This is a genomic window from Mycolicibacterium stellerae (genome assembly GCF_003719305.1).
Lineage (GTDB): Bacteria > Actinomycetota > Actinomycetes > Mycobacteriales > Mycobacteriaceae > Mycobacterium > Mycobacterium stellerae.
This window is the reverse complement of the sequence record NZ_RARC01000010.1, coordinates 1-25950: the sequence shown is the minus strand read 5'-3', so window position 1 is coordinate 25950 and position 25950 is coordinate 1. Positions and strand designations below refer to the sequence as shown.

28 protein-coding genes are annotated in these 25950 nt (G+C 64.7%); 14 read left to right on the top strand and 14 right to left on the bottom strand.

Annotated elements, in window-relative coordinates:
• Positions 1-17 precede the first annotated feature (17 nt).
• The gene (locus D6M19_RS14545) at positions 18-734 is read left to right on the top strand and encodes an acetoacetate decarboxylase family protein (RefSeq protein ID WP_123025943.1); all 717 of its coding nucleotides are present in this window, start codon (positions 18-20) and stop codon (positions 732-734) included.
• Here the strand turns inward: D6M19_RS14545 and D6M19_RS14540 are convergent.
• Positions 731-1762, bottom strand: a complete 1032-nt coding sequence (locus D6M19_RS14540) for an LLM class F420-dependent oxidoreductase (protein ID WP_123025942.1) — start codon at positions 1760-1762, stop codon at positions 731-733. The genes D6M19_RS14545 and D6M19_RS14540 overlap by 4 nt on opposite strands.
• Positions 1763-1821: 59 nt before the next feature.
• Here D6M19_RS14540 and D6M19_RS14535 point away from each other — a divergent pair, with 59 nt between their 5' ends.
• From D6M19_RS14535 to D6M19_RS14515, 5 genes are read left to right on the top strand one after another with little or no spacing between them, the layout of a single operon-like run.
• Positions 1822-2817, top strand: a complete 996-nt coding sequence (locus tag D6M19_RS14535) for a Zn-ribbon domain-containing OB-fold protein (RefSeq protein ID WP_123025941.1) — start codon at positions 1822-1824, stop codon at positions 2815-2817.
• An 8-nt stretch (positions 2818-2825) separates the two neighbouring features.
• Positions 2826-3902 carry a thiolase family protein gene (locus D6M19_RS14530; RefSeq protein ID WP_123025940.1) on the top strand — a complete coding sequence of 359 codons (1077 nt, stop codon included), beginning with the start codon at positions 2826-2828 and terminating at the stop codon, positions 3900-3902.
• Between the two features lie 2 nt (positions 3903-3904).
• A complete protein-coding gene (locus tag D6M19_RS14525) occupies positions 3905-5074 on the top strand; it encodes a thiolase family protein (RefSeq protein ID WP_123025939.1) in 1170 nt (389 codons plus the stop codon).
• A gap of 8 nt (positions 5075-5082) precedes the next feature.
• Entirely contained in the window at positions 5083-5961 is an 879-nt protein-coding gene (locus D6M19_RS14520; RefSeq protein ID WP_123026083.1) for a TIGR03619 family F420-dependent LLM class oxidoreductase, read from the top strand.
• Entirely contained in the window at positions 5958-6362 is a 405-nt protein-coding gene (locus tag D6M19_RS14515; protein ID WP_123025938.1) for a nuclear transport factor 2 family protein, read from the top strand. Before D6M19_RS14520 ends, D6M19_RS14515 begins: the two co-directional genes overlap by 4 nt.
• Positions 6363-6434: 72 nt before the next feature.
• Here the strand turns inward: D6M19_RS14515 and D6M19_RS14510 are convergent, their stop codons facing one another.
• Positions 6435-6881, bottom strand: coding sequence for a hypothetical protein (locus D6M19_RS14510; RefSeq protein WP_123025937.1), 447 nt, complete (start codon positions 6879-6881; stop codon positions 6435-6437).
• A 77-nt stretch (positions 6882-6958) separates the two neighbouring features.
• On the bottom strand, positions 6959-7507 hold the full coding sequence (locus tag D6M19_RS14505; protein WP_123025936.1) for a hypothetical protein: 549 nt from the start codon (positions 7505-7507) through the stop codon (positions 6959-6961).
• A 470-nt stretch (positions 7508-7977) separates the two neighbouring features.
• Between D6M19_RS14505 and D6M19_RS35265 the strand changes: the two genes are divergently transcribed.
• Complete coding sequence (locus D6M19_RS35265; RefSeq protein WP_164478491.1) at positions 7978-8304, top strand: hypothetical protein; 327 nt, start codon at positions 7978-7980, stop codon at positions 8302-8304.
• On the opposite strand, the gene D6M19_RS14490 is transcribed toward D6M19_RS35265, so the two are convergent.
• Positions 8297-8851, bottom strand: coding sequence for a gamma carbonic anhydrase family protein (locus D6M19_RS14490; RefSeq protein WP_123025933.1), 555 nt, complete (start codon positions 8849-8851; stop codon positions 8297-8299). The two genes, D6M19_RS35265 and D6M19_RS14490, sit on opposite strands and share 8 nt — an antisense overlap.
• A gap of 116 nt (positions 8852-8967) precedes the next feature.
• Between D6M19_RS14490 and D6M19_RS14485 the strand changes: the two genes are divergently transcribed.
• Positions 8968-10092 (top strand): 3-ketosteroid-9-alpha-monooxygenase, oxygenase component, encoded by a 1125-nt coding sequence (locus D6M19_RS14485; protein WP_407665349.1) that lies wholly within the window; start codon positions 8968-8970, stop codon positions 10090-10092.
• Positions 10093-10133: 41 nt separating this feature from the next.
• Complete coding sequence (locus D6M19_RS14480; RefSeq protein ID WP_206428534.1) at positions 10134-10550, top strand: hypothetical protein; 417 nt, start codon at positions 10134-10136, stop codon at positions 10548-10550.
• An 84-nt stretch (positions 10551-10634) separates the two neighbouring features.
• Here D6M19_RS14480 and D6M19_RS14475 read toward each other — a convergent pair whose 3' ends face one another.
• Genes D6M19_RS14475 through D6M19_RS14465 form a run of 3 tightly spaced genes read right to left on the bottom strand, consistent with a single transcriptional unit; the run spans position 10635 to position 13680 of the window.
• Positions 10635-11783: a sulfotransferase family protein gene (locus D6M19_RS14475; protein ID WP_123025930.1), complete on the bottom strand. Its 1149-nt coding sequence runs from the start codon at positions 11781-11783 to the stop codon at positions 10635-10637.
• Complete coding sequence (locus tag D6M19_RS14470) at positions 11780-12553, bottom strand: SDR family oxidoreductase (protein ID WP_123025929.1); 774 nt, start codon at positions 12551-12553, stop codon at positions 11780-11782. The genes D6M19_RS14475 and D6M19_RS14470 overlap by 4 nt, the downstream gene beginning before the upstream one ends.
• Complete coding sequence (locus D6M19_RS14465; RefSeq protein ID WP_123025928.1) at positions 12553-13680, bottom strand: hypothetical protein; 1128 nt, start codon at positions 13678-13680, stop codon at positions 12553-12555. The genes D6M19_RS14470 and D6M19_RS14465 overlap by 1 nt, the downstream gene beginning before the upstream one ends.
• A gap of 89 nt (positions 13681-13769) precedes the next feature.
• On the opposite strand from D6M19_RS14465, the gene D6M19_RS14460 reads away from it, so the two are divergent.
• Complete coding sequence (locus D6M19_RS14460; RefSeq protein ID WP_123025927.1) at positions 13770-14693, top strand: IclR family transcriptional regulator; 924 nt, start codon at positions 13770-13772, stop codon at positions 14691-14693.
• Here the strand turns inward: D6M19_RS14460 and D6M19_RS14455 are convergent.
• Both D6M19_RS14455 and D6M19_RS14450 read right to left on the bottom strand, forming a co-directional pair.
• On the bottom strand, positions 14690-15103 hold the full coding sequence (locus D6M19_RS14455) for a hemophore-related protein (RefSeq protein WP_123026082.1): 414 nt from the start codon (positions 15101-15103) through the stop codon (positions 14690-14692). The two genes, D6M19_RS14460 and D6M19_RS14455, sit on opposite strands and share 4 nt — an antisense overlap.
• Before the next feature lie 158 nt (positions 15104-15261).
• Positions 15262-15672: a heme-binding protein gene (locus D6M19_RS14450; RefSeq protein ID WP_123025926.1), complete on the bottom strand. Its 411-nt coding sequence runs from the start codon at positions 15670-15672 to the stop codon at positions 15262-15264.
• Between the two features lie 291 nt (positions 15673-15963).
• Between D6M19_RS14450 and D6M19_RS14445 the strand changes: the two genes are divergently transcribed.
• Positions 15964-17523: a carbohydrate-binding domain-containing protein gene (locus D6M19_RS14445; protein ID WP_123025925.1), complete on the top strand. Its 1560-nt coding sequence runs from the start codon at positions 15964-15966 to the stop codon at positions 17521-17523.
• 1 nt (position 17524) lies between these two features.
• Here the strand turns inward: D6M19_RS14445 and dmpG are convergent, their stop codons facing one another.
• From dmpG to D6M19_RS14430, 3 genes are read right to left on the bottom strand one after another with little or no spacing between them, the layout of a single operon-like run.
• Complete coding sequence (gene dmpG, locus D6M19_RS14440; protein ID WP_123025924.1) at positions 17525-18586, bottom strand: 4-hydroxy-2-oxovalerate aldolase; 1062 nt, start codon at positions 18584-18586, stop codon at positions 17525-17527.
• The gene (locus D6M19_RS14435) at positions 18583-19503 is read right to left on the bottom strand and encodes an acetaldehyde dehydrogenase (acetylating) (RefSeq protein WP_123025923.1); all 921 of its coding nucleotides are present in this window, start codon (positions 19501-19503) and stop codon (positions 18583-18585) included. Before D6M19_RS14435 ends, dmpG begins: the two co-directional genes overlap by 4 nt.
• A 9-nt stretch (positions 19504-19512) precedes the next feature.
• A complete protein-coding gene (locus D6M19_RS14430) occupies positions 19513-20298 on the bottom strand; it encodes a 2-keto-4-pentenoate hydratase (RefSeq protein WP_123025922.1) in 786 nt (261 codons plus the stop codon).
• An 85-nt stretch (positions 20299-20383) separates the two neighbouring features.
• Here D6M19_RS14430 and kstD point away from each other — a divergent pair, with 85 nt between their 5' ends.
• Together kstD and D6M19_RS14420 are read left to right on the top strand one after the other, a co-directional pair.
• Positions 20384-22096, top strand: coding sequence for a 3-oxosteroid 1-dehydrogenase (kstD, locus tag D6M19_RS14425; RefSeq protein ID WP_123026081.1), 1713 nt, complete (start codon positions 20384-20386; stop codon positions 22094-22096).
• A gap of 1 nt (position 22097) precedes the next feature.
• Positions 22098-22964 carry an enoyl-CoA hydratase ChsH3 gene (locus D6M19_RS14420; RefSeq protein WP_123025921.1) on the top strand — a complete coding sequence of 289 codons (867 nt, stop codon included), beginning with the start codon at positions 22098-22100 and terminating at the stop codon, positions 22962-22964.
• On the opposite strand, the gene D6M19_RS14415 is transcribed toward D6M19_RS14420, so the two are convergent.
• The gene (locus tag D6M19_RS14415; protein WP_123025920.1) at positions 22961-23725 is read right to left on the bottom strand and encodes a class I SAM-dependent methyltransferase; all 765 of its coding nucleotides are present in this window, start codon (positions 23723-23725) and stop codon (positions 22961-22963) included. The two genes, D6M19_RS14420 and D6M19_RS14415, sit on opposite strands and share 4 nt — an antisense overlap.
• Positions 23726-23892: 167 nt before the next feature.
• Between D6M19_RS14415 and D6M19_RS14410 the strand changes: the two genes are divergently transcribed.
• The gene (locus D6M19_RS14410) at positions 23893-25236 is read left to right on the top strand and encodes a glutamate-1-semialdehyde 2,1-aminomutase (protein WP_234834857.1); all 1344 of its coding nucleotides are present in this window, start codon (positions 23893-23895) and stop codon (positions 25234-25236) included.
• Here the strand turns inward: D6M19_RS14410 and D6M19_RS14405 are convergent.
• Positions 25199-25950: glycosyltransferase (locus D6M19_RS14405; RefSeq protein ID WP_123025918.1), on the bottom strand; the 752-nt coding region annotated here is incomplete at its 5' end. The two genes, D6M19_RS14410 and D6M19_RS14405, sit on opposite strands and share 38 nt — an antisense overlap.

Genomic DNA, 25950 nt, shown 5'->3' with positions numbered 1-25950 from the left:
CGGTCTACAGTGACGGCATGTCCGAGTCCCAGCACACCATCGCAGGCACCGTGCTCACGATGCCGATCAGGGTCCGCAAAGCCGATGTGCACAGCGCGATGTTCACCGTCGACGCCGATGCCGCGCAGCGTCTCATCGACTACAGCGGGCTGCGAGCCTTCGAGCTTCGGCCGGGTCGTGCCGTGGTCAACCTTCTTCTGACCCGGTTCGTCGATTGTGACCTGGGCCAGTACAACGAGTTCTCGTTCTGCGTGATGGTGCAGCCGCCGGCATCGGACGTGCGCGGGCTGCGAGGGTTTGGCGCGGCAGGAACCTTCGTGCACCGGATGGCTGTCGACGGGGCATTCACGCTGGAGGCGGGCAGGCAGATCTGGGGCTATCCGAAGATCATGGCGGACTTCACCGTTCGGGACGGCAACCCGTTCTCCTTCGATGTCGACGCCGACGGTTCTCGCGTCGTCGAGATGGCGATCGGACGCGGGCTGCCGGTGCCGATGCCGTCGCGTCCGCAATCGCTGCTCACCTACACCAACCTCGACGGCACGACCCGCGAAACCGAAGCCGAGCAGGTCACCTCCGGCATGCACGCCCGCATCGGAGGAGCCGCCATCAGGCTGGGCGATCACCCGATCGCGAAGGAACTCGCGTCGCTCGGGCTGCCCAAGAAGGCGTTCGCCTGCATGTCGATCGCCAACGCCGACATGACCTTCGGCGACGCCAGGGAGATCGCCTAGACCAGCGCCGCGAGGTCGCGGATCTGCTCTGGCGAGCGGGCCCCGACCACCATCATCGTGACGCCCGCGGCCTCCCATGCCTTGATCTGCTCCTCGACGTAGGCGAGGTCGCCGACGATCGCGGAGTCGTCGACGAGCTCGTCGGGAATGATCTTGGCGGCCTCGTCCTTGCGGTCGGTCCGGAAGAGCTTGGTCACGTCGTCGACGACCTCGGCGTAGCCCATCCTGCGGTACACGTCGGCGTGGAAGTTGGTGTCCTCGGCGCCCATCCCACCCATGTAGAGCGCCAGGTGCGGCTTCATCAACTCCATGATCTCGGCACGATCATCGGTGACGACCACCTGCGCCGTCGCGCAGATCTCGAAGTCTTCACGGCTGCGACGCGCACCCGGCCGGGCGAATCCCTCGTCGAGCCACTCGTTGTACATGCCCGCGATGCGGGGCGAGTAGAAGATCGGCAGCCAGCCATCGCAGATCTCGGCCGCCAGCGCGACGTTCTTCGGGCCCTCCGCGCCCAGCATCACGGGGATGTCGGCACGCAGCGGATGGGTGATCGGCTTGAGGTTCTTGCCGAGCCCGGTGGTGCCGTCGCCGGTCAGCGGCAGCGGGTAGTGCGGCCCGTCGCTGTGCACGGGCGCCTCACGTGCCCAGACCTGCCGCAAAATGTCGATGTACTCGCGGGTGCGCGCCAGCGGTTTGGGGAATTTCGCCCCGTACCAGCCCTCCACCACCTGCGGCCCCGATACCCCGAGCCCCAGGATGTGCCGACCGCCGGACAGGTGATCCAGGGTCAGCGACGCCATCGCGCACGCGGTCGGGGTGCGTGCAGACAGCTGCACCACCGAGGTGCCAAGGCGCAGCCGGCTGGTCGCCGAACCCCACCAGGCCAGCGGTGTGAACGCGTCGCTGCCCCACGCCTCGGCGGTGAACACGGTGTCGAAGCCGGCCTCCTCGGCCACGGCGACCAGCTCAGGTGCGTTCGTTGGCGGCTGTGCACCCCAATATCCCAGTTGCAAACCGAGCTTCACTTAGACCGCCTTCCGACCCGTCCTTGAAACCATTCTTAGAACCTGTTCTACTCGATGCTGTGACCACCAGCCAAAGCAGCCCGGTGCAGATCGACACACATCAGCCGCCCCTTTCGGCGCCGCTGAGACTGTCCTTCGACTACACCCGTTCAGTGGGACCCGTCCTCAGCCAGTTCTTCACCGCCCTGCGCGGGCGACGCATCGTCGGCGTGCGTGGTTCGGATGGTCGAGTGCACGTTCCGCCTGCCGAGTACGACCCCGTCACTTACGACGAGCTGACCGAGATCGTACCGGTGGCCAGCGTCGGGACCGTGGTGTCTTGGACGTGGCAGCCCGAACCCCTCGAGGGTCAGCCGCTCGACCGGCCGTTCGCATGGGCGCTGGTCAAGCTCGACGGCGCCGACACCCCGATGCTTCATGCGGTCGATGCGGGCTCGTCTGCGGAGATCAGCACCGGTGCCCGCGTGCATGCGCACTGGGTTGACGACCCGGTCGGCGCGATCACCGACATCGCCTACTTCGCGCTCGGCGACGAGGCAGAGGAGGTGCCCGAGGAGACCGCCGACGAACGCGAGCCGGTGACCATGCTCGTCGTCCCAACCACGATCGAGATCCAGCACACGGCGTCAATTCCGGAAAGCGCGTTCCTGCGCGCGCTCGAGGAGGGCAAGCTGCTCGGCGCGCGCACCGGCAAAGAAGGCAAGGTGTACTTCCCGGCCAGGGAGGCCGACCCCGGGACGGGCCAACAGCTCGACGAGTTCGTCGAGCTGCCGGACAAGGGCACCGTGACGACGTTCGCGATCATCAACATCCCGTTCGCCGGCCAGCGCATCAAGCCGCCGTATGTCGCGGCCTACGTGCTGCTCGACGGCGCCGACATCCCGTTCCTGCATCTGGTCACCGAGATCGACGCAGCCGATGTGCGGATGGGCATGCGCGTCGAGGCGGTGTGGAAACCCCGCGAGGAGTGGGGCCTTGGCATCGACAACATTGATTACTTCCGGCCGACGGGTGAGCCCGACGCGGATTACGAAACCTACAAGCACCACCAGTAAGGAAATCCGTGACTGACGTAGCTGTAGTCGGGTTCGCGCATGCTCCGCATGTGCGCCGCACCGAAGGCACCACCAACGGCGTCGAAATGCTGATGCCATGCTTCGCCGAGCTGTACGCCGATCTGGGCATCAAGCAGACCGACATCGGGTTCTGGTGTTCTGGATCCTCGGATTACCTTGCCGGGCGGGCATTCTCGTTCCTGTCGGCGATCGATTCGATCGGAGCGGTCCCGCCGATCAACGAGTCGCACGTCGAGATGGACGCCGCGTGGGCGCTCTACGAGGCCTACATCAAGATCCTGACCGGCTCGGTGGACACCGCGCTCGTCTACGGCTTCGGCAAGTCAAGCGCCGGGGTGCTGCGTCGTGTGCTGGCGATGCAGACCGACCCGTACACGGTGGCCCCGCTGGTGCCCGACGCCGTGTCGACGGCGGGCCTGCAGGCCCGGTTCGGACTGGACTCGGGTAAGTGGACCGCCGAGCAGATGGCACAGGTGGCGCTGGACTCCTTCGCGGTCGCCGAGCGCACCGACTCGGAGAAGGCTCCAACTGCCTCAGACGAGGCTGAATGCATCTCCGAACTTCTCGCCAGGCCGTACTTCGCAGACCCGTTGCGCCGCCATGACATTGCGCCGATCACCGACGGCGCATCGGCGATCGTGCTGGCCGCGGGCGACCGCGCAAGGGAGCTGCGGGAGAACCCCGCGTGGATCACCGGGTTCGAGCACCGCATCGAGACACCGGTGCTCGGCGCCCGCGACCTGACCACGTCACCGTCGACGGCGGCGTCGGCCTCGGCAGCGACAGGTGGTGACACCGGGTCGATCGACGTGGCCGAGCTCTATGCCCCGTTCACCCATCAACAGCTGATCCTGAAAGAGGCCATCGGGCTGGGTGACGCCACGAAGATCAACCCGTCGGGTGGCGCGCTGGCCGCCAACCCGATGTTCTCGACCGGACTCGAGCGCATCGGATTCGCGGCCCGCCGCATCTTCGACGGCTCTGCGCAGCGGGTGCTGGCGCACGCCACCAGTGGGGCTGCGCTGCAACAGAATCTGGTCGCGGTCATGGAAGGCGGGAAATAGAAATGGCCGGTCAGCTTGCAGCCGTCCTGGGCACGGGGCAGACCAAGTACGTCGCCAAGCGCAAGGACGTCTCGATGAACGGCCTTGTGCGCGAGGCCATCGACAAGGCGCTCGCGGACTCGGGGTCGACGTTCGCCGACATCGACGCCGTCGTTGTCGGCAAGGCGCCGGACTTCTTCGAGGGCGTCATGATGCCCGAACTGTTCATGGCCGATGCGGTGGGCGCCACCGGCAAGCCGCTGATCCGGGTGCACACCGCGGGCTCGGTCGGCGGGTCGACCGCGATCGTCGCTGCCAGCCTGGTGCAGTCCGGCAAGTACAAGCGCGTGCTGACGATGGCCTGGGAGAAGCAGTCCGAGTCCAATGCGATGTGGGCGCTGTCGATTCCGGTGCCGTTCACCAAGCCGGTCGGTGCGGGCGCGGGTGGTTACTTCGCCCCTCACGTGCGGTCCTACATCCGGCGCTCGGGCGCGCCGACGCACATCGGCGCGATGGTGGCGGTCAAGGATCGGCTCAACGGTGCGAAGAACCCGCTGGCCCACCTGCACCAGCCCGACATCACGCTGGAGAAGGTGATGGAGTCCCAGATGCTGTGGGACCCGATCCGTTTCGACGAGACCTGCCCCTCGTCCGACGGCGCCTGCGCGCTGGTGCTCGGCAACGAGGAGATCGCGGATCGCCGCGTCGCCGACGGCCACCCCGTCGCGTGGATCCACGCCACCGCGTTGCGCACCGAACCGCTGGCCTTCTCGGGCCGTGACCAGGTGAACCCGCAGGCCGGTCGCGATGCCTCGGCGGCGCTGTGGCGCGACGCCGGAATCAGCTCACCGATCGACGAGATCGATGTCGCCGAGGTCTACGTGCCGTTCTCGTGGTTCGAGCCGATGTGGCTGGAGAACCTCGGCTTCGCCCCTGAGGGCGAGGGCTGGAAGCTCACCGAAGCCGGCGAGACGGCGATCGGTGGCCGCATCCCGTTCAACCCGTCCGGCGGCGTACTGTCAAGCAATCCCATCGGCGCATCGGGCATGATCCGGTTCGCCGAGGCGGCCATCCAGGTGATGGGCAAGGCGGGCGATCACCAGGTGGCAGGAGCCCGCAAGGCCCTCGGGCATGCCTATGGCGGAGGCTCGCAGTATTACTCGATGTGGGTGGTGGGAGCGGACAAGCCATGACGAGCAAGATGCAATACACCTGCGCGGTGCCGATGTGCCCGATCGACCAGCTGGTCGAGCTGTCGAAGACGGTCGAGGAGGCCGGATTCGACAACATCGCGCTACCCGACTCGATCTTCTACATGGAGAAGCAGGCGGCGGACTATCCGTACACACCAGACGGCTCGCGGATGTGGGACGAGAACACCCCGTGGGTGGACCCGCTGATCGCCGCTGGCGCGATGGGCGCCGTTACGTCGACGCTGCGGTTCTACACCAACGTGATGAAGCTCGGCTCACGCAACCCGCTGTTGATGGCTCGCCAGGTCGGGTCGGTGGCGAACCTGACCAACAACCGCTTCGGCTTCGGTGTCGGAATCGGTTGGGCGCCGGAGGAATTCGAATGGTGCGGCCAACCGTACGGCAAGCGCGGCAAGCGCGTCGACGAGATGATCGAGGTGATCAAGCTCGTCCTGAGCGGCGGCATGGTCGAGTTTCACGGTGAGTTCTACGACTTCGACAAGTTGCAGATGAGTCCCGCCCCCACCGAGCCGGTGCCGTTCTACGTCGGCGGCCACACCGACGTGGCGTTGAAGCGGGCGGCCCGCGTCGGCGACGGCTGGACCAGCGCGATGCTGACCGGAGCCGAGCTCACCGACATCATCGCCAAGCTCAAGAAGCTGCTTGCCGAGAACGGCCGCGCCGATGACCCGTTCGAGTATCAGGCCGTCTGCATCGACAAGTTCGGTGTCGACGGCCACCGCGAACTGGCCGAGGCAGGCGTCACCGACAACATCGTCATGCCGTGGGTCTTCGACGGCCTCGGCTTCGACGCCCCGTTGGACAAGAAGCAGGATTCGGTGAAGCGCTTCGCAGAGACCTACATCCACTCCGGATGGCAGGAGTGAGCGACTCACCCGTACACCTCGCGGGCAAGCGCTCGCGCGAGGCGGCGGTGGCCCGTGACAAAGAAGCCTGGCTGGCGGTGTTCGCCGACGACGCGGTCGTCGAAGATCCGATCGGGCCGTCACACTTCGACCCGGAAGGCAAGGGGCACAGGGGTAAAGAGGCGATCGCGAAGTTCTACGACATGGCGATCGCCCCTAGCGAGCTGACGTTCAACTTCGAGAAGACCTACCAATGCGGCGACGAGGAAGCCAATGTCGGCAATATCGTCATCCGGTCGAGTGGGTACGAGGTCGTCGCCGAGGGGGTGTTCACCTACCGGGTGAACGACGAGGGCAAGATCATCGCGTTGCGCGCCTACTGGGAGCTCGACGCCGCCACCAAGAGTGCCCGCAAGATCTAACGCGAGAACCGATCGGCCGCCAGCGGTGTGTCGGCGTACAAACACTCACGCTCGCGCTGAGGCGGGGTGGGTTCACGCGACACACCTGAGCGCTCCGTTCAGGCGCCAGGTCGTGTTGTCGTCAACCGCCCCCGCTTCTCGGATGTCGTCACGCTCGCCCTTCGTAATCGTGCCGTCGGGATTGATATCGCCGTAGTAGTGCGAAGCGTGGCCGTTGCCCCAGGCGACTTTGAAATCGACGGCGAGTCCCCTAATGCCGCCGATGACGGTCCCGGAAATTCTTCCCGAGCCGTCAGCCTTCGCGGCCGTAGGGTAGCCGATCAGCTCCTGTTTGCTCGCAGATGTCTGCAGTGTCCAACCGTCACTCTGGGTGAGTGAGATCTCACCGGGGATGAACTCGAACTTGGGGCAGGCTGAGGCCGGGTTGGGCCTTGTCCGAACTTCGCGCCACTCCGACTTGCCCCAGCAGGTCCCTCCGTCGTACGGGAAGATGGAGCCGGTGCAGCCCTGCACCTGCACGTGATAGAGAGTGTCCGGCTGCAGGCCTTCGAATTTGTAGTAGCCCCAGTTGCCTGAGCTCTTGTGCTCCCTCGTGACTAACTCGCCGCCGGGGCGGTTGAGCCAAACATAAAACTTGGCGTGTCAAAACCGGCATGTGGCCCTTGCGCTTTCCAGCCCCACTCCAAATCCACCCAATCGGTACCAGAACCGACTGCGACGATCGGAGGTGTCGGCTTTTCCTGCGGATTATCCAGCTCTCCGACTTTATTTCCGTCTGCAGCTGCGGTGAGGTTCTTTTCCGGCGCGCATGCCTCGTCTTCGTCCTCAGTGTTGAATACTGCGCACACCTTGACCCGGTGGGTCGAGCCGGCGGCCAAGGAGCAGAACTCCTTGGTGAACTGGACAGCATCCGGGATTGTTACGGGATCTTGCCCATCAAGCGACACCGTGTAGTAAGCGACACCTGACGAAGAGTGCTGCCAGGCAACGACGAGGCACCCTGGCAAGGTGCTGTTGTTCTGAATGTTGACCGGCGGCTCGAACTCCTCCGCCGCGGCGGTTCCAACGCCGGCGAACATTAGAGCAGTGACGCCGGCAGCCGCTGCCAGCCTTTTGGCGACCTTCGTCGTCGGTGTGTGAAACATGACGCCCTCCTGGGCTCGTCCCGATCGGTCGGCCTACCACAGGCCGCTGTGAGTTTTCTGTCGGCGACGTTAGCGGGGCGATGGTCCCCGACGAATCAGGTATTTCCCTATGTCACGGGCTGGATAACAGCCGAGGGTTTCCACCTATTCAGTAAAAGCTCACCGGCTGCACAGCAAACCTCCCGGTAGTCGTTACTCTCATCTGTGCTGGTCAGCGGCGGTCGAACTCGCCCGTGAACGGGGCTTTGCTGACCGAGGCGGGCAATCGTAGGGAAACACCCGATTCTTCACAGGCGCCCTCCGCCGCGGGAATGCTCATCGTTCCCGCCAGCGCGGAGGCTAACCCGCCGGTGCTGCCACTTGCACCGCGCTGCAGCCAGTACCAGTTCATCGGGGATTACGCCTGAGACAGGACGACGGTTGGAATGTCGAGTTCAGAGCGAACGGACCAGGCACCGCGAACATACCGGTTGCCACGACGAGCCCGAGCGGCGAAACCCCACCGAGGGACGGCCTACCGCATCGCGATCCCCGGCCGCTGGGTTGAGATTGACATTAAGTGGGTCAACGGTTTCAAGAGCTCCAACTTCGGAAGCTCGATCGAAGACGACGGCTTCGTGCGCTCGGGGTCGGGGTGCCTTATCGCAAACAAGGGCGATGCCGAGCCGCGTCGATACAACCGACGCTCGCACCACGGCGCCAACCATCCGCACATCCTGTCGGTGCTGGGGCAGACGAAAGCCAACGGCGTCAAGGACATTGCGGTGAACTCCCAGCTGGAGGCCTACCTCATCTAGGGTCGCGAGTCGGACCCGGCTCGGTGATCTCGCGCAACCCGTCCATATAGCGCCTGCTGAGATCCTGATACGCCGCGGGGTTGGAGTCCACCCAAATCTGCGCGCCGGTGCCGGCGACGGGACCCCTGACCTTGGCAGGCACCCCGGCCGCGACGACTTCGTCGGGGATCTTCGTGCCGCCGACCACCAGTGAATGGGCCGCTATCAGGCTGCGCGAGCCGATCACGGCGCCGTCGAGCACCGTCGAATGGTTGGCGATAACCGCCTCGGCGCCGATGTGCACGCCGTGGATCACGCAGCCGTGGGCCACCGTCGCGCCGGGTCCGACGTCGACTGGAATGCCCGGTGGGGCGTGCAAGACGCAGCAGTCCTGCACGTTGGCACCCCTGCGGACGATGATGGGGGCGAAGTCGCCGCGGAGTACCGCGTTGAACCACACCGAGGCGTCCGCCTCCACGCGAACGTCGCCGACCAGCGTCGCAGTGGGTGCGATGAAGGCTCCCGGGTCGACCGTCGGCGAGCGGCCCTCGAACGTGAACAACGGCATCGTCTAGATATACCGCAGGTAGATGCCGTTTACCTTGCGCGCCGAACGGGAAAAACTGTAACGTGTTCTAGTTAGAGAGCGAGGACAGGAGGCGCGAAGTGACGGCTGACACAGGCATGAGCGGCATTCGCGAAATCGACACCGGTGCACTGCCGGACCGGTACGCACGCGGTTGGCACTGCCTCGGCCCGGTGAAGGACTACCTCGACGGCAAGCCACACGGCATCGAGATCTTCGGCACCATGCTGGTGGTCTTCGCCGACTCGCAGGGCGAGTTGAAGGTGCTCGACGGCTACTGCAGGCACATGGGCGGCAACCTGTCGCAGGGCACCATCAAGGGTGACGAGGTGGCCTGCCCGTTCCACGACTGGCGCTGGGGCGGCGACGGGAAGTGCAAGCTTGTGCCGTACGCCAAGCGCACGCCGCGGCTGGCCCGCACCCGCGCCTGGTCCACCGACGTGCGCGGCGGGCTGCTGTTCGTCTGGCACGACCATGAAGGCAATCCGCCCCAACCCGAGGTGCGGGTACCAGATATCCCGGAGTTCGCCGACGACGGGTGGACCGACTGGCGCTGGAACTCGATGCTCATCGAGGGCTCCAACTGCCGCGAGATCATCGACAACGTCACCGACATGGCGCACTTCTTCTACATCCACTTCGGGCTGCCGACGCACTTCAAGAACGTCTTCGAGGGCCATATCGCGTCGCAGTACCTGCACAACGTCGGGCGTCCGGACGTGAATGACCTCGGCACCTCCTACGGTGAGGCACATCTGGACTCCGAGGCCAGCTACTTCGGGCCGTCGTTCATGATCAACTGGCTGCACAACAACTACGCCGGCTTCAAGGCCGAGTCGATCCTGATCAACTGCCACTACCCGGTCAGCCAGGACTCGTTCGTGCTGCAGTGGGGCGTCATCGTCGAAAAGCCAAAGGGCCTCGACGAGCAGACCACCGAGAAGCTGGCCCGGGTGTTCACCGAAGGCGTCAGCAAGGGATTCCTGCAGGACGTCGAGATCTGGAAGCACAAGACCCGCATCGACAATCCGCTGCTGGTCGAGGAGGACGGTGCCGTATACCAGATGCGGCGGTGGTACCAGCAGTTCTACGTCGACGTCGCCGACGTGACGCCCGACATGACGGACCGCTTCGAAATCGAGGTCGACACGACCGCCGCTAACGAGAAGTGGCACGTCGAGGTGGAAGAGAACCTCAAGGTGCAGGCCGAACAGGGCTCGTGACTCGCAACGACATACCAGACGTCGACCGGCTCGCCCGGTCGATGCTGGCACTGCACGGCGCGCATGACGACGATGACCACGCCAACGCCGCCGACGGCGAGTCGAACGGATCCTGGTCGAAGGCGCCGGATTTCGCATCGGACCCGGATCGTGCCGCCGCCGTTCGCGAGGCGACGCGGCGGGACCGGGAGCGCTACCTGAACTCGGGTCTGGTGTCTGTCGACTGCCGGTTCTGCCACGTATCGGTCAGCGTCAAGAAGCTTGGCCCGGCGCACACATCGGTGCAGTGGAACTCCGACGCGAGCCAGCGTTGTGCGTTCTTCGCCGAGGTGCGCAAGTCCGGCGGCGAGCCGGCCCGCGCCCGCTCCTGCCCGAAGCTGGCCGACAGCATCAAACACGCTGTGGCCGAGGGTGTCCTGGAGGAAGCGTCGAGCGCCCCGTCGCCGGGCGACGGCTAGTTTTCCAGCGCGAGCAGACGCAAAAGTACCCCGACGCGCCGTATTAAGGGTGATTTTGCGTCTGCTCGCGACAGGAGAGGGACGCTACAGCCCCTTGAAGCGATCCTTGACGGCCTCGGCGGTCAGTCCGTAATCCTCGAGAGCATAGGTGTGCTTGGGCGCACGCGGGCCCTGCTTGCTCTCTTCGTCGCTCGCCTCCATGGCGGCGCGCGCCTCGTCGGTCATCTCGATGCCGAAGTGCCGGTAGATCCCCTCGACGGTGCGGATCGGGTCCTTGATCAACTCGAAGTAGTCCATGTCGTAGAACTGCGCCGAATCATGTTTGGCCCGTTCGGCGGTGAACAACTCGAGGCCGCGCGACCACGTCTCCATCGCGTCCTGCCCGATCAGTTCGCCGGTGAAGCTGTTGGACCAGCCCTCGGTGGTGTGCTGGGCCAGCGAGCACATCGACGCCATGATCGTCTCCACCGGTCGGTGGCACTGCACCACCAGCGCGTCAGGGTAGGCGGCCATCAAAGCCTTGAGCGCGAACAGGTGACTGGGGTTCTTCAACACCCAGCGCTTCTCGGGCTCGTTCAGCCCGATCAGCTGAAGGTTCTTCCGGTGCCGCTCATACGGTTTGATCCAATCCCGACCCGCCAGCCACTGCGAGTACGTCGGCAGGTGCGCCAGCGTCTCGTACGACACCGAGTGCAGTGACTGGCGCAACAGCTGCCAGCATTCCTCGACCTCGTCGGCCGTCATGAAATGCAGTCCGGTGTAATCCGGGTTCTCGTTGTGCGCCTGTGTGAACCGGGCATCGAGTTCACGGAAAACCGGGTTGTCCGACCAGGTTTCGCGCGGTGGGCGCGGCTGCGGGAACTCGGCGAGCCACAGCTCCAGGCCCTGGTGGCGCGGGTCGGCACTCATCAACCGGTGCAGGGCCGTGGTTCCCGTGCGCGGCAGACCGGTGACGAAGATCGGCCGCTCGATACCCACGTCCGCGTGCTGCGGGTACTGCTTCCACGCCGCCTCGGACATCAGCCGCGCGACCAGCGCGTTGCGCACGAAGAAGCGGTTCATCTTGCTACCGATCTCGGTGAGGTCGGCGTCGCGCCGGTAGGACTCGAGCAGAACGCCCAGGGCCTCGCGATAATCGTCGTCGTCGGAGCCGAAGTCGTCGAGCCCACACGCCTTGGTCGCCGAGGCGTGCAGGTCCTCCACGCTGCCGGGGTCGGTGCGAGTGGGGTTCATGCCTTGAATTCTCCGCAGTTCACGTCCAGGGCCTGGCCGGTGATGCCGCTGGACAGGTCGCTGGCCATGAAGAGGATCGCCGACGCCACCTCGTCTTCGGTCGGCAGCCGCTTGAGGTCGCTGTTGACCGCGGCCGCGTTGTAGATCTCGTCGACGGTCGTGCCGTACTTGCCTGCCTGGTGCTCGAAATAACCCTGCAGCGTGCCACCCCAGATATATCCGGGCAGAACGGAGTTCACGCGTATACCCTGCGGCCCGAGCTCACTTGCAAGCGATTGCGACATCGCAAGCAGCGCGGACTTGGCCATCTTGTACGCGCCCTGCTTGGGATCGGAGTGACGGACCACCATCGAGTTCACATTGACGACCGAACCCTTCGCTTCGGTCAACGCGGGGGTGAAGCCCTGAATCAATCGCAGCGCCCCGAGCACGGTCAGCTCGAAGGTGTCCCGGATGTGGTCGAACGTGGTGTTGGCGAGGGGCTTCATCGACGGGACGCGAAACGCATTGTTGATCAGCACGTCAACCTTGCCGTACGCGCTGAGCGACTCGGCGATGAGATTGTCGACCTGAGCCTCGTCGGTGATGTCGGTGCCGACCGTCACCGCGCGGCGGCCGATGTCGGTGATCTGTTTGGCGACGTCGTCGAGGCGCTCGACGGTCCTGGCCGCCAGCACCAGATCCGCGCCCGCCTGCGCGCATCGGCGCGCAAGCGTGGTGCCCAGTGCCGGACCGACACCGCTGATGACGACCACCTTGTCTTTGAGCATCACCCAACCATCCTGTCGCCAATTTGCTTCTGACGCAGCGCGATCCGCGCGCGCCAATCCTCGTCAGATATCTTGTTCGACTCGTAGTACGGCAACGCGGCCGCCACCTTGTCGATGTCGAGCAACTCGACGGTGGGACCGTCCGCCTCGGTGAGCTCACGCGACAGCCGCTGCCAGCGGAACTGCAGGTAGCCCTTGCGGTGGCCAAGCGTCTCGACCCAGTTCGTGACGCCCGGGTTGGTGTCGGAAACCACGATCCGGATATTTCCGTCCGGATCTGCTTGCGCCTGAGTGCCGTTCAGCGACGTCTGATGGTTGATGTAGTCCAGCGAGATGTACCAGAGGCTGCCGAGCTGGAATCCGAGATACGGCGCATCGGTGACCGGCAGCGTGATGACAAGGGCCTGATCGGGATTCAGCTCGAAGTGTCCGACGGACGAGTACTGGGTGGCCAGCCCTCCCGGGGTGAGGCGCGGCGCCACCATCGTGTTCACCGGCAGCGTGTCGTAGAACCACTGCGGGAACTGCAGCCAGGTCTTCACCCGTTGCACGAGTTGCTTTCCGGCGACCGCGTACCGCTTCTCGATCATCGCCTTCGTCAGCGGCGGCGGCGCGGTGCCTGCGGTGTCGGTCCTGGCGATGCTGATGAAGCCGCGCCGTGCGGACCAGTCGTTGTACACCTCGCGGACCAGCAGCTGCGACGGGCTGTTCGGCGTCACTCGCCACTCGAAGGTGCCGTCGGCCGCGATGTCGAGCTCGCGGTCGTCGAACGCCGCCTGACTGACCGGCACGTTGTCATCGGTGTACTCGCCGCCGAGCATCTGGAAGCTCAGATCGGTGGTGGTGCCGCGAGTTCCGGTGACGACGTATTCGTGGCCGGGCTGGACGCGGGTGCCGAAGTAGAGGGTATCGGGGTTGTCGAGGGCCATTTTGGTGAACGGGCCGGTACCCGACTGCATGAACGGGTGGTCGCGGTCGTAGTCGAAAGCCAGGTGGGTGCAGCCGGCGATGCAGCCGGCCAGGTACTGCAGACCTTCGTTCAGATCGGCCTCGGATTCGATGAACGGAGCTGCGGCGACCAATCGCTCGGCCTCGGCGATCGCATCGGTGAGTGGCTGGGAGTACACCCCTAGAAACTAGAACGTGTTCTCATTCACGTCAACGGCCGGCTGCGATCCATCGTTCGATATTTGGAACGCAGCGGTACATTTCTGACATGTCGATCCCAGAATCGTCCGGCCGGGCGTCGCCGCCAACCGGACGTGTGGTCGCCGTTCTCGAATTCCTCGCCAGCCACCCACACGACCGCTTCGGCGTGTCGGAGCTCGCGCGCCGTCTCGGCCTGAGCAAGCCGACCTGCCTCGGCATCGTCACCACGCTGACCGACTCCGATTACCTGGTGCGCGACCCGGGGGACAAGACCTATCGACTGGGTCCTGCGCTGATCGCCCTTGGGCACACCGCACAGGAGTCGCTGCGGGTGGACCCGGCCGCGCGGGCGGAGTTGCGCAGGCTGTCGGCCATCGCGGGTACCACCGCTGCGCTGTCTGCGGTAGTTGACGACCGCATCACCGTGCTGGAACTCGTCGGCCCGCCGGGCGCCCACGTCGGTGTCCGCGTCGGGCAGAGTTATCCGTTCGCCCCGCCGGTCGGACTGATGTTCGTGCTGTGGGACGACGTTGCGTTGCGCGACTGGCTGGCCAGGGAGCCCACGATCCCGCTGCGCACCGATGGCGAGCGAATGGATCGCGTCGTCGCCGAATGCCGTCACACCGGATACCTCGTCGAGCGCCTCACGCCCGGCGGACGACGGCTCTACGCGCTGATGTCGGGGATGTCGAACAGGCTGCCCGACGAACTACAGGCACTGCTCGGCGAGCTCATCGCCGACATCGGCGAGCGAGTTCACCTACGAAGTGAGCACGTATCCAAAGGGCAGCGCCGCCCCGCCCGATTCGATATCAGCGTGATCTCGGCGCCGGTGTTCGACCACCATCAGCGCCAGGCGATGGTGGTGTCGCTACAGATCGGCCGGGCGCTTACCGACGCGGAGATCGTCAAGCTCGCCCGCGCGTTGACGGCAACGGCCGATGTGCTCACCAGCCGGCTCGGCGGAACGAAGCCGGCGTTCGATCCTTAGAGGTCTGCGAGCACCGTGAGCGCGTCGGTCGGCGACACCTGCATTCCACACCGGTCCTTGAACGCGGCGAGGGGCGCCTGGATGGCGCGAATCTCGTCTGCCTGATCAGGGTGTGCATTGGTGTAGTCCTCGAACTGCCCGGCCGCGATGAAGGCCGGCTGGCGGGTGGCGTCTATCAGCGCCTGGTTGGCGTCGGGATGAGCCGCGAAATATGTCGACAGCTGGGTCGTGACCGTACTGATGGTCGATGCCAGGGTTGCGGCGGTGCAGTCATCGGTCGCGGCGGGAGCGGGCGCAGGCGCGTCGTCCGGATCTGCGCCGGCCAGCGGACTGGCCAGGATGGCGCAGGCGCCGCCTGCGGCGAGTACTCCGAATACGGTCCGCCGGACACGCGTCACCGCTGGGATCATGATTGCTCCTTTGTTCGGGCCACTGAATGCAAGTTCGCCGGCGCGCAAGTAGGCGTTACCAATGTGGCAGGCGCGAACGGGTGAGTAAACACTCATCGCGCCGGCAAAAGAATGCCGACGCGATGAGCGGTGTCAGTACACAGCGGTTAGCCGAGCGTTTACACGCCCTGCAGGGCCTCCGAGATCGGCGTTGGCCGGACCACGATGCCGCACTGGCTTACCAGGTCGACTGCGGGCTGGTTGATTGCCTTCAGTTCGCTCTCAACCTGCGGGTTCTTGGCGAAATAGGCGCGGTACTGCACCTGAGCCTCTGTCATGGGCTGCTTCGCGATCTCCGTCAGGTCCTCGTTGGTCTCGGGATGGGCCGCCAGGTACGTGCTCATCTCGGCCGACACCGTGCTCGAGGTGTTGGCGGCACCGCTGAACGTGCAGTTATCTGGCGTCATAGGGGTTACCGGCTCCGCGTTGGCGGTCGGCATAATCATCGCCGCAGATGCGACGCCACCAAGCAGGCCGCCGGCCAGAACGCCGTACAGGCCGCGACGGACGGTCGTTGCGGACAAATTCATCAGATCACTCCTTCAGCGTGCGACTAGTTGCCACACGTCCAAGAGGCTTCACCGAATGACCCAGCCCTAAACGACCTCGAGCCGGGGGCGAGCGTCGATGCGCACCGTCGTGCCTGGGCAGCGGGTGATTACGAGCGGGGGGAAAAAGTTGCTTAACCGGACTAGATACCCCGAAGCGATTCGCGAACCGGACGACTCTGTTACCAAAGTGATAGCAGTGAATATTGTTATTTGTGTCAACTAAGAGAAAGCTGTGATCTTGATCGCGTTCGCCCAGTCGATGGAGTGCCCATGTCCGGAGTACGTGCGGTATTTGCTTCGCTCGCATTCGTAGGCATTGCCGCCGCCATCGCCGTCACCTGTTCGATCACCCCACTCGCGGTTGCCGCGGATGCAACGATCGAAGCCGAGTCGATGAAGGTCACACCCGCATCCGGCGCCAGCACTGTTCGCGACTCCACCGCTTCCGGCGGCGTGGCACTCGTCCTTAAAGCGGCGGCGACCGCATCGATCACGGTCGCACTGCCTGCCTCCGCCAGTGTCGTCGTCCGTGCGAAGGGGCAGCAATGCAATGGGGCGCCGACCATGAATCTCTTGGTGGATGGTAAGGCGATATCTACCGTGAAAGTCTCTTCGTCGTCGTGGGCCGCCTACACGACACCGACGACTATCGCGGCTGGATCGCACACGATCGGGGTTGCCTTCACAAATCCGTACAGGTTCTTCTGCACGCGGTCGCTTTCACTGGACCGGGTGACCATCGTGGCATCCGCCCCTTCCACGACGACCACAAGCGCGCCGACCACCACCTCGCCGCCGACGACCACAACAGCGCCACCCTCGGGCGACACCACCGCGTGGCTCCAATCCAAGTTCGATGCGCTTCGGTCCGGCGATACCCTCACCTTGGCTCCAGGAACCTACCAACACAGCGGGGTTCTCAAGCTGCGCAGCGCAGGCGTGCGAATCGACGGCGGCGGCGCCACGCTGCAGGCGACCAACGATGCGACCTCTTCTGTGCAGATCCTTGCCGACAACGTCGCAGTTTCCAATCTGAACCTGACCGCGCCGTTGACCGGAACACGCTACGACGCCGCCGATCAACAAAGGCTGTTCATACAGGGCAACGGAGTGTCGATTAGCGACGTCTCCATCACCGGCTCGGCCGCGGCGGGTGTACTGATCTATGGCGCAAGCAATTTCACGCTCACCCGGGTGACAGTGCGCAACACCCGCGCTGACGGTATTCACATGACGAACGGTGCCAACAACGGCAAGGTCATCAACGCCGTTACCCAGGCAACGGGTGACGACGGGGTCGCCGTTGTCTCCTACGGCACAGAGCCCATCTGCCACGACATTGTCATCGAATCACCGCGCGTAAACGGGACCACCAATGGGCGCGGCATCACCGTCGTCGGCGGACAGAACATCTCCTACCGAAACATCGCGGTATCCCAATCCAATGCGGCGGCGGTCTACATCGCCGCCGAGGGTAGTCCGTGGAATACCAACTCGGTGAGCAACGTCGACGTCACAGGCGGAACGGTGACCGGCGCCAACACCAACACCCAAGTAGTACACGGAGCGGTTCTCGTCTACTCCGGGAGCGCCAATAGGAGCGTCACCGGCGTCACCATCTCGGGCCTGACCATTTCGAATACACCCACATCGGCGTACCGCAACGTCGGGATCGTGGTGGACGCCGGGTCGGTCAACAGAATCGCGTTCAACAACATCGCGTTGCAAAATACGCAAGCCGTGCCGTTCGCGAAGACGTCTAACGTGGCCGCGGGCAGCTACACCACGTCGGGGTGGACGCTGAACGGCGCGCCGATCACCGTGAATTAGTTCAGCGGGCTACCGTCTCGCCGCTTTCTTGTTCGCGTTTGATTTCTAGTGCGATGTCGATGAGTTGGTCTTCTTGGCCGCCGATGAGTTTGCGTTGCCCGGCGCGGTGCAGCAGCTGGTGGGCGGGCACGCCGTAGCGTTCGGATTGGCGGATGGCGTGTTTGAGGAAGCTGGAGTACACCCCCGAATAGCCCATGATCAGCGCGTTGCGGTCGAGCAGGCATTCGGCGGGCATCGCAGGAGCCACCACCTCCTCAGCGGCATCGGCGATATCGAAGAAATCGATGCCGGTCTTGACGCCGATCTTGTCGAACACCCCGATCAACGCCTCCACCGGCGCGTTGCCCGCACCCGCACCGAACCGCCGACACGACCCGTCGATCTGCTTGGCGCCCGCCCGCACCGCCTCAATACTGTTGGCGACTCCGAGGCCGAGGTTCTCGTGGCCGTGAAAACCGACCTGGGCGTCGTCACCGAGCTCGGCCACCAACGCAGCCACCCGGTCGGCCACCCCCTCCAACACCAGCGCACCCGCCGAGTCGACGACGTACACGCACTGACACCCGGCGTCGGCCATGATGCGGGCCTGGGCGGCCAGCTTCTCCGGGGAAATCGTGTGGCTCATCATCAAAAAGCCCACCGTCTCCAGGCCCAGCTCACGGGCCAACCCGAAATGCTGGATCGACACATCGGCCTCGGTGCAATGGGTGGCGATCCGACAAATCGAGCCGCCATTGTTCTGCGCCTCCTTGATGTCCTCCTTGGTGCCCACCCCCGGCAACATCAAAAACGCGATCTTGGACTCTTTGGCCGTCTCGGCCGCCAGCTTGATCAACTCCTGCTCAGGAGTCTTGGAAAAGCCGTAATTGAAACTCGACCCGCCCAACCCGTCACCGTGAGTGACCTCGATCACCGGAACACCTGCGGCGTCCAGCGCCGCGACGATCGCGCCGACTTCGTCCTTGGTGAACTGATGCCGTTTGTGGTGCGACCCGTCGCGCAACGACGTGTCCGTCATCCGGATGTCCCACATCGGGTTGAAATACACCTCATCTGTACTCATGCCTGGCCTCCTCCAGCCGCAGCCGACAGCGACTCCTTGGCGATCTCCTCGCCAACCTTGGTCGCCGCGGCGGTCATGATGTCCAAGTTCCCCGCATACGGCGGCAGATAATCCCCCGCACCCTCCACCTCAACGAACGTGGTCACCACGTGATTGCCGCCATTGACCACCGACGGCTCATCGAACTGCGGCTCGTTGAGCAGCCGGTAGCCGGGCACGTAGGTCTGCACCTCGGCGACCACATCGCGGATCGACTGGGCGATCGCGTCGTGGTCGGCGTCTTCGGGGATCGCGCAGAAGATGGTGTCGCGCATGATCATCGGTGGATCCGCCGGATTCAAAATGATGATCGCTTTGCCGCGCTTCGCGCCACCGATCGTCTCCACACCCCTGCTGGTGGTCTTGGTGAACTCGTCGATGTTGGCCCGCGTCCCCGGGCCCGCCGACACCGACGACACACTGGCCACGATCTCGGCGTAGGGCACCTCCACTACCCGCGACACCGCATACACCATCGGAATGGTCGCCTGCCCACCACAGGTCACCATGTTCACGTTCGGCGCATCCAGATGCGCCCGCAAATTCGCCGGCGGGATCACGCCGGGCCCGACGGCGGCCGGCGTCAAATCAATCGCCCGAATACCCGCCTCGGCGTACCTGGGTGCGGCGTCGCGGTGGACGTATGCGCTGGTCGCCTCGAACAACAGGTCCGGCTTCTCATCCAAACCCAACAACCAGTCGGCACCCTGCGCACTGGTCTCCAACCCCAACTTGCGCGCCCGCGCCAGACCCTCACTCTCCGGATCGATACCCACCATCCACCGCGGCTCCAACCAGTCCGAGCGCAACAGTTTGTAGAGAAGGTCGGTGCTGATGTTGCCGGATCCGACGATAGCGACGGATGCCTTGCGGGGCATGTGTGCTCCTTACTCGAACGAAAGGTGGACCGATCCCAGCCCGTCGAAGTCGGCGACGAAATCGTCGCCCGGGTTCGCGTCGAACGCCTTGGTGCACGACCCTGGCAGCACGATATCTCCAGCCTTCAGCCGAACGCCGAAGCTGTCCACCTTGCGGGCCAGCCATGCCACGGCCGTCACCGGATTTCCCAGCACCGCGTCGCTGCGGCCCTTGGCGACGACCTCGCCGTTGCGGGTCAGCACCGCATCGATGCTCTGGATGTCGATGTCTTTGGGCGACACCCGCGCCTGGCCGAGTACCCAGCCTGCCGATGAGGCGTTGTCGGCGATGGTGTCGCACAGCTTGATCTTCCAGTCCCTGATACGGGTGTCGATCAACTCGATCGCCGGCGCGAACGCGGCGGTGGCAGCGAGCACGTCGTCCTCGGTGCAGCCCTCCCCCGGCAGGTCGTCGGCCAGCACGAAACCGACTTCGACCTCGACCCGCGGGTAGAGATACCTGCCCGCGGGCACCGGTCGGTCCTCGAACACAGCCATCTCGTCGAGCAGGTGCCCGTAGTCCGGCTCGTCGACGCCCATCATCTCCTGCATCGCCTTGCTCGACAGCCCCACTTTGTGACCGATCACCTTGGCGCCCTCGGCGACCCGCTGCCGGATGTTGATCAGCTGGATCTCGTAGGCGTCGACGACGTCGATATCGGGGTTGGCCGTGGTCAGCGGGGCGATGGGGACGCGGCTGCGTTCGGCCTCCGCCAGGGCGGCGGCCAGCTCGTCACGAACGTCGGCGGTGAGCATCCTTGCTACTTCCCCTCGTAATCCGCTCGTGTCTTCCGACCGGGCCAGTTGTTCCCGAGCGGGGCAATTCTATAACGTGTTCTACATGACAGGACAGGAGTGCGACGTCGTCGTGGTCGGGAGCGGCGCCGCAGGCATGGTCGCTGCCCTCACCGCCGCCCATCAGGGCCTTTCCACATTAGTCGTAGAAAAGGCCGCGCACTACGGCGGATCCACGGCGCGGTCGGGCGGTGGGGTGTGGATCCCGAACAACGAAGTCCTCAAACGCGAGGGCGTCTCAGATACGGCTGAGGCGGCGCGCACCTATCTGCACGGCATCATCGGCGACGTCGTCCCGGCCGAACGCATCGACACCTATCTCGACCGGGGCCCAGAGATGCTGTCCTTTGTGCTGAAGCACACCCCGCTGAAGATGTGCTGGGTGCCGGGTTACTCCGATTACTACCCGGAGTCCGCAGGCGGCAGGTCCGGCGGTCGGTCGATCGAGCCCAAACCGTTCAACGCCAAGAAACTAGGCGCCGACGAGGCGGGTCTCGAGCCCCCGTACGGCAAGGTCCCGCTCAATGTCGTTGTGATGCAGCAGGACTACGTGCGGCTCAACATGCTCAAGCGTCATCCGCGCGGGGTGCTGCGCAGCCTGAAGGTCGGCGCCCGCACCATGTGGGCCAAGGCGACGGGCAAGAACCTCGTCGGCATGGGGCGCGCGCTGATCGCGCCGTTGCGGATCGGCCTGCAGAAGGCCGGTGTTCCGGTTCGGCTGAACACGGCGTTCACCGATCTGTATGTCGAGGACGGTGTCGTGCGCGGTATCTACGTCCGCGACACCAACGCTCCCGAATCGGCGGAGCCCGAACTGATCCGGGCCCGCCGCGGCGTGATCCTCGGCTCGGGAGGGTTCGAGCACAACGAGCAGATGAGGGTGAAGTACCAGCGAGCCCCGATCACCACCGAGTGGACGGTCGGCGCCAAGGCCAACACCGGTGACGGAATCATCGCGGGCGAAAAGCTCGGCGCCGCGCTGGACATCATGGAGGACGCCTGGTGGGGCCCGACGGTGCCGCTGGTCGGCGCACCCTGGTTCGCGCTTTCGGAGCGCAACTCGCCGGGCTCGATCATCGTGAACATGTCGGGCCAGCGGTTCATGAACGAGTCCATGCCGTACGTCGAGGCGTGCCACCACATGTACGGCGGCGAGTACGGTCAAGGCCCGGGACCCGGCGAGAACATCCCGGCGTGGCTGATCTTCGACCAGCAATACCGCGACCGCTACATCTTTGCGGGACTTCAACCAGGGCAGCGCATTCCGAAGAAGTGGCTGGAGTCCGGCGTGATCGTGACGGCCGACTCGATCGATGAACTGGCCGCCAAGGCGGGGCTGCCGGCGCAAGCCCTTGGCGCGACGGTGGAGCGGTTCAACGGCTTCGCGCGCGCTGGCACCGACGAGGACTTCCACCGCGGCGAGAGTGCCTACGACCGCTATTACGGCGATCCGACCAACAAGCCCAACCCCAACCTCGGCGAGATCAGCCATGGGCCGTTCTATGCGGCCAAGATGGTGCCGGGCGACCTTGGGACCAAGGGCGGCATCGTCACCGACGTGCATGGCCGCGCGCTGCGCGACGACGGCTCGGTGATCGACGGTCTCTATGCCGCGGGCAATGTCAGCGCTCCGGTGATGGGCCACACGTATCCGGGACCCGGCGGCACGATCGGCCCGGCGATGGCGTTCGGCTATCTCGCGGCGCTGCACATCGCGGGAGCCGCCCAGCCGGCGACGTCGAACCCGGGGCAGGGCTGACATGCCGATCAACCTCGACGAGGCACTGGGCGCGCAGCTCGACCCGGTCGAGTTCTCCTGGACCAGTAGCGATATTCAGCTCTACCATCTAGGTCTCGGCGCGGGCCAGGATCCGATGGACAAGCGCGAGCTGCGCTACCTCGTCGACGACACACCCCAGGTGCTGCCGACATTCGGCAATGTGGCAGCGAGTTTTCACGACACCAAGCCGCCGACGGTGCAGTTCCCAGGGATCGACATCGAGCTGAGCAAGGTGCTGCACGCCAGCGAGGCGGTGTCGGTGCCCGCGCCGATCCCGCCGTCTGGTACCGCCCGCGCGGTCACCAGGTTCACCGACATCTGGGACAAGGGCAAGGCCGCGGTGATCTGGTCGCAGACTTCGGTCACCACGCCCGACGGCACACCGTTGTGGACGCAGAAGCGATCCATCTTCGCCCGCGGTGAAGGCGGATTCGGCGGCGAGCGCGGGCCGTCGACGTCATCGGAGCCGCCGGAGCGGGCGCCCGACTTCGAGCTGTCCATTGCGGTATCGCCTCAGCAGGCGCTGCTCTACCGGATGTGCGGGGACCGTAACCCGCTGCACTCCGATCCCGAATTCGCCGCGGCCGCAGGCTTTCCCAGGCCGATCCTGCACGGGCTGTGCACCTACGGCATGACGTGCAAGGCGATGGTGGACGCGCTGCTGGACGGTGATGTTTCGCGCGTGGGCAGCTACGGCGCCCGGTTCGCGGGCGTGGTGTTTCCCGGGGAGACGCTAAAAGCGAGCGTCTGGAAAGATGGCGACGGGTTCCGCGCCGTCGTCACCGCCCCCGAGCGCGACGATGCCGTCGCGCTGGCCGGTGTGGAGCTGATTCCAGACGTGAGTTAGGGCTTCGTCAAGGCGTAGTAGGCGTAGCGCGAGTCCAGCCGATTCTGTGGCACCAAGGTGACGAGTCGCGGCTTTAGTCCACACTCTTGCGCCGACAACCAGAATTCGTCGATCCCAAAAGTGGTCATGTTCGCGAGGTTTCGCCGATAGTCACGCCCGAGACCTCGCGTACGCCACCCGTTGTGGTATTTGACCTGAATCACAGCGACGCCGTTAGGAGTGAGGAGCTGTTCTGCGATCCTCAGGATGCGCAGCGCTTCCGGATGCCCCGCCGTGAGCTCCATGACGTAGAAACAGAGGAACGTGTCACACGTCCCGCCAAGCCCGGCGACCGACTCCTCTGGGTTCTCGATGTCTATGACAAGGGACTCGGTAGCCGTGTCACACACCGCCGCGATCTGCCGGACGCACTCTTCGACGCTGCCCGCCGACACATCGGCGGCAATGAATTTCCTGGCGCTCGGAGCGAATGCAACGGCGTTTGCTCCGCCTCCGCATCCCCACTCAATCACGACTCCGGGTTCCGCCGGCTTGTCGAGGGCGTTCGCAAAGAGCCGGAACATGTCGAGATGCTCTTGCCCGATCTGCTCCCAGAGATCGGCGTCAAGTCCGCCACGCCAGTGCGAGTTCGACAGCCAGTGCGGGTCGGAGTCAGCCGTCCAATAGCTTCGGGCGTCGTGCAGTCTGCGGGACAGCCGCTGGCGACCGATGCCGACATGGGCGGCCCCTTTGCCCAGCTTGCGTAGTCCTCGATTCGTCATCGAAGTTGTCCCATCATCCGCTGATCCGCGTTTGCCGATCCACACATACGGGGGTTAGTCTAGCGAAGGTATTCAGATTAGCTACCACTGGGTTTTACTGGTCAGAAGGCCGATCTTTTGATCGCTGGTTAATTTGATGGCTATCGGGACGATGGAGGAGTCAGATGGTGAGCCCTGCGGTCGCGTTCAGCCATTCGAACCGGCTCCAGGCCAGGCTGCACGAGCTGGTGCCCGGCGGCGCGCATACCTACGCCCGCGGCGCCGACCAGTATCCGGTCGACATGGCTCCGATTCTCGACCGTGGCAAAGGTGCGCGGGTCTGGGACGTCGACGGCAACGAGTTCATCGAGTACGGGATGGGGTTACGGTCCGTTGTGCTCGGCCACGGCTATGAGCCTGTGGTCACGGCCGTGCAGGCAGCCATTGCCGACGGCGTCAACTTCACAAGACCCACCCGGCTCGAACTGGCGGCCGCCGAGGACTTCCTGCACCTTGTGCCCGGTGCCGACATGGTGAAGTTCGCCAAGAACGGCTCAGACGTCACCACCGCCGCGATACGCCTCGCGCGGGCGGCAACCGGGCGGGACAAGATTGCGATCTGCACACACCCCTTCTTCTCCGTTGACGACTGGTTCATCGCGACCACCGAGATGGCGAACGGAATTCCCGATTCGGTCCGCCGGCAGACAATGCGGTTTGAATACAACGACTTGGAATCCCTTGCAACGCTTTTCGCGGCCGAGCCCGATTCCATCGCTGCAGTGATACTCGAACCGGCAACTGCAACCGCCGAACCTGCGGACGGATTCCTCGAAGGAGTACGGGCGCTGTGCGACGCACATGGCGCGGTGTTGATCTTCGACGAGATCATCACCGGATTCAGGTGGTCGGTGCACGGCGCCCAAAGCATTTACGGAGTGACACCGGACCTGTCGTGCTGGGGCAAGGCCATCGGAAACGGGTTTCCCATCTCAGCGTTGGCAGGCCGTCGCGATCTGATGGAACTGGGCGGCTTGAACACCGACCGCGACAGGGTCTTCCTACTGTCGACGACATTCGGCGCCGAGACAACCGGACTGGCAGCATTCCGCGCTGTCGTGCAGGCGTTTGCGCGAGAGGATCCGATCGCCACGATGGAGAAGTCGGGCCAACGGCTTGCCGAAGAGGTGAACGACGTCAGTCGCGAGCTCGGCATCGATGAGCACTTCGAGGTTCTCGGCCGCCCGTCTTGTCTCGTGTTCGCGACCAGAGACCCGGAACACAAACCTTCACAACTGTTCCGGACCCTTTTTCTGCAGGAGATGCTTCGAGTCGGAGTACTCGGCCAATCATTCGTCATCTCCGCAGCACACACTGCCGACGATGTCGATCAGACCGTTGACGGAGTACGGCAGGCGCTACACGTGTACCGGCAGGCGCTGGAGGCCGGCGGGGTGGACGGGTTGATAAGCGGGGCTCCCGTCGCGCCCGCGATCAGGCGATACGCCCAGCCGCGCAGACTCGGTCCGTAGCTTCGTCCACAACCAGCTGCATGTGTGCCCTGAAGTTCGCCCGCGAGAAGCGCTCCGCCCACCGTCGGATCTCTGCGCGGTCGTAATCTGATGGCGCGAAAGAGTCTATGGCGGAGGCGAATCCGTCAATGACGGCCTCGTCATCTCCCGGTGTGACCAGCTCGCCGGAGAGCCCGGGCACAACCGAATCCACTGCGCCGCCCTCGCCGAGTGCGATGACGGGCGTTCCCGTGGCCATCGACTCCACAGGAACGATTCCGAAGTCCTCGACGCCCGGCATCAGAAGAGCGCGAGCCCTTCGATGCAGGTTCACCAGCTCGTCATGCGGGACGCGGCCCAGGAACGTGGTCCTTGGCCCGGCGATCTCACGACACTGCTTCATCGCCCTTCCGTCGCCGGCAACCACGAGTTCCACCCCGGCCTTGTTCGCTGCCGCGATTGCGAGATCTGGTCGCTTGTAGGGCACCAGCCTGCCCGCGAGCAGGTAGAAATTCTCGCGCGTCACTGAGGGGTCCGGGGCAAAGCCGACAGTGTCGACCGGTGGATGCACGACGACCGCTTCTCGGTCCCACCACTGCGAAATCCGTTGTGCCACAGCGGTTGAATTCGCGACGATAGTGCGAAGTTTCGGGGCGGCAGCGATCTCGCCTTTCCGTGCCAGCCGGGCCAGGCCGCCAAGCACTGCGGCACCCACCCGCCCGCCCGCCTCCTGTG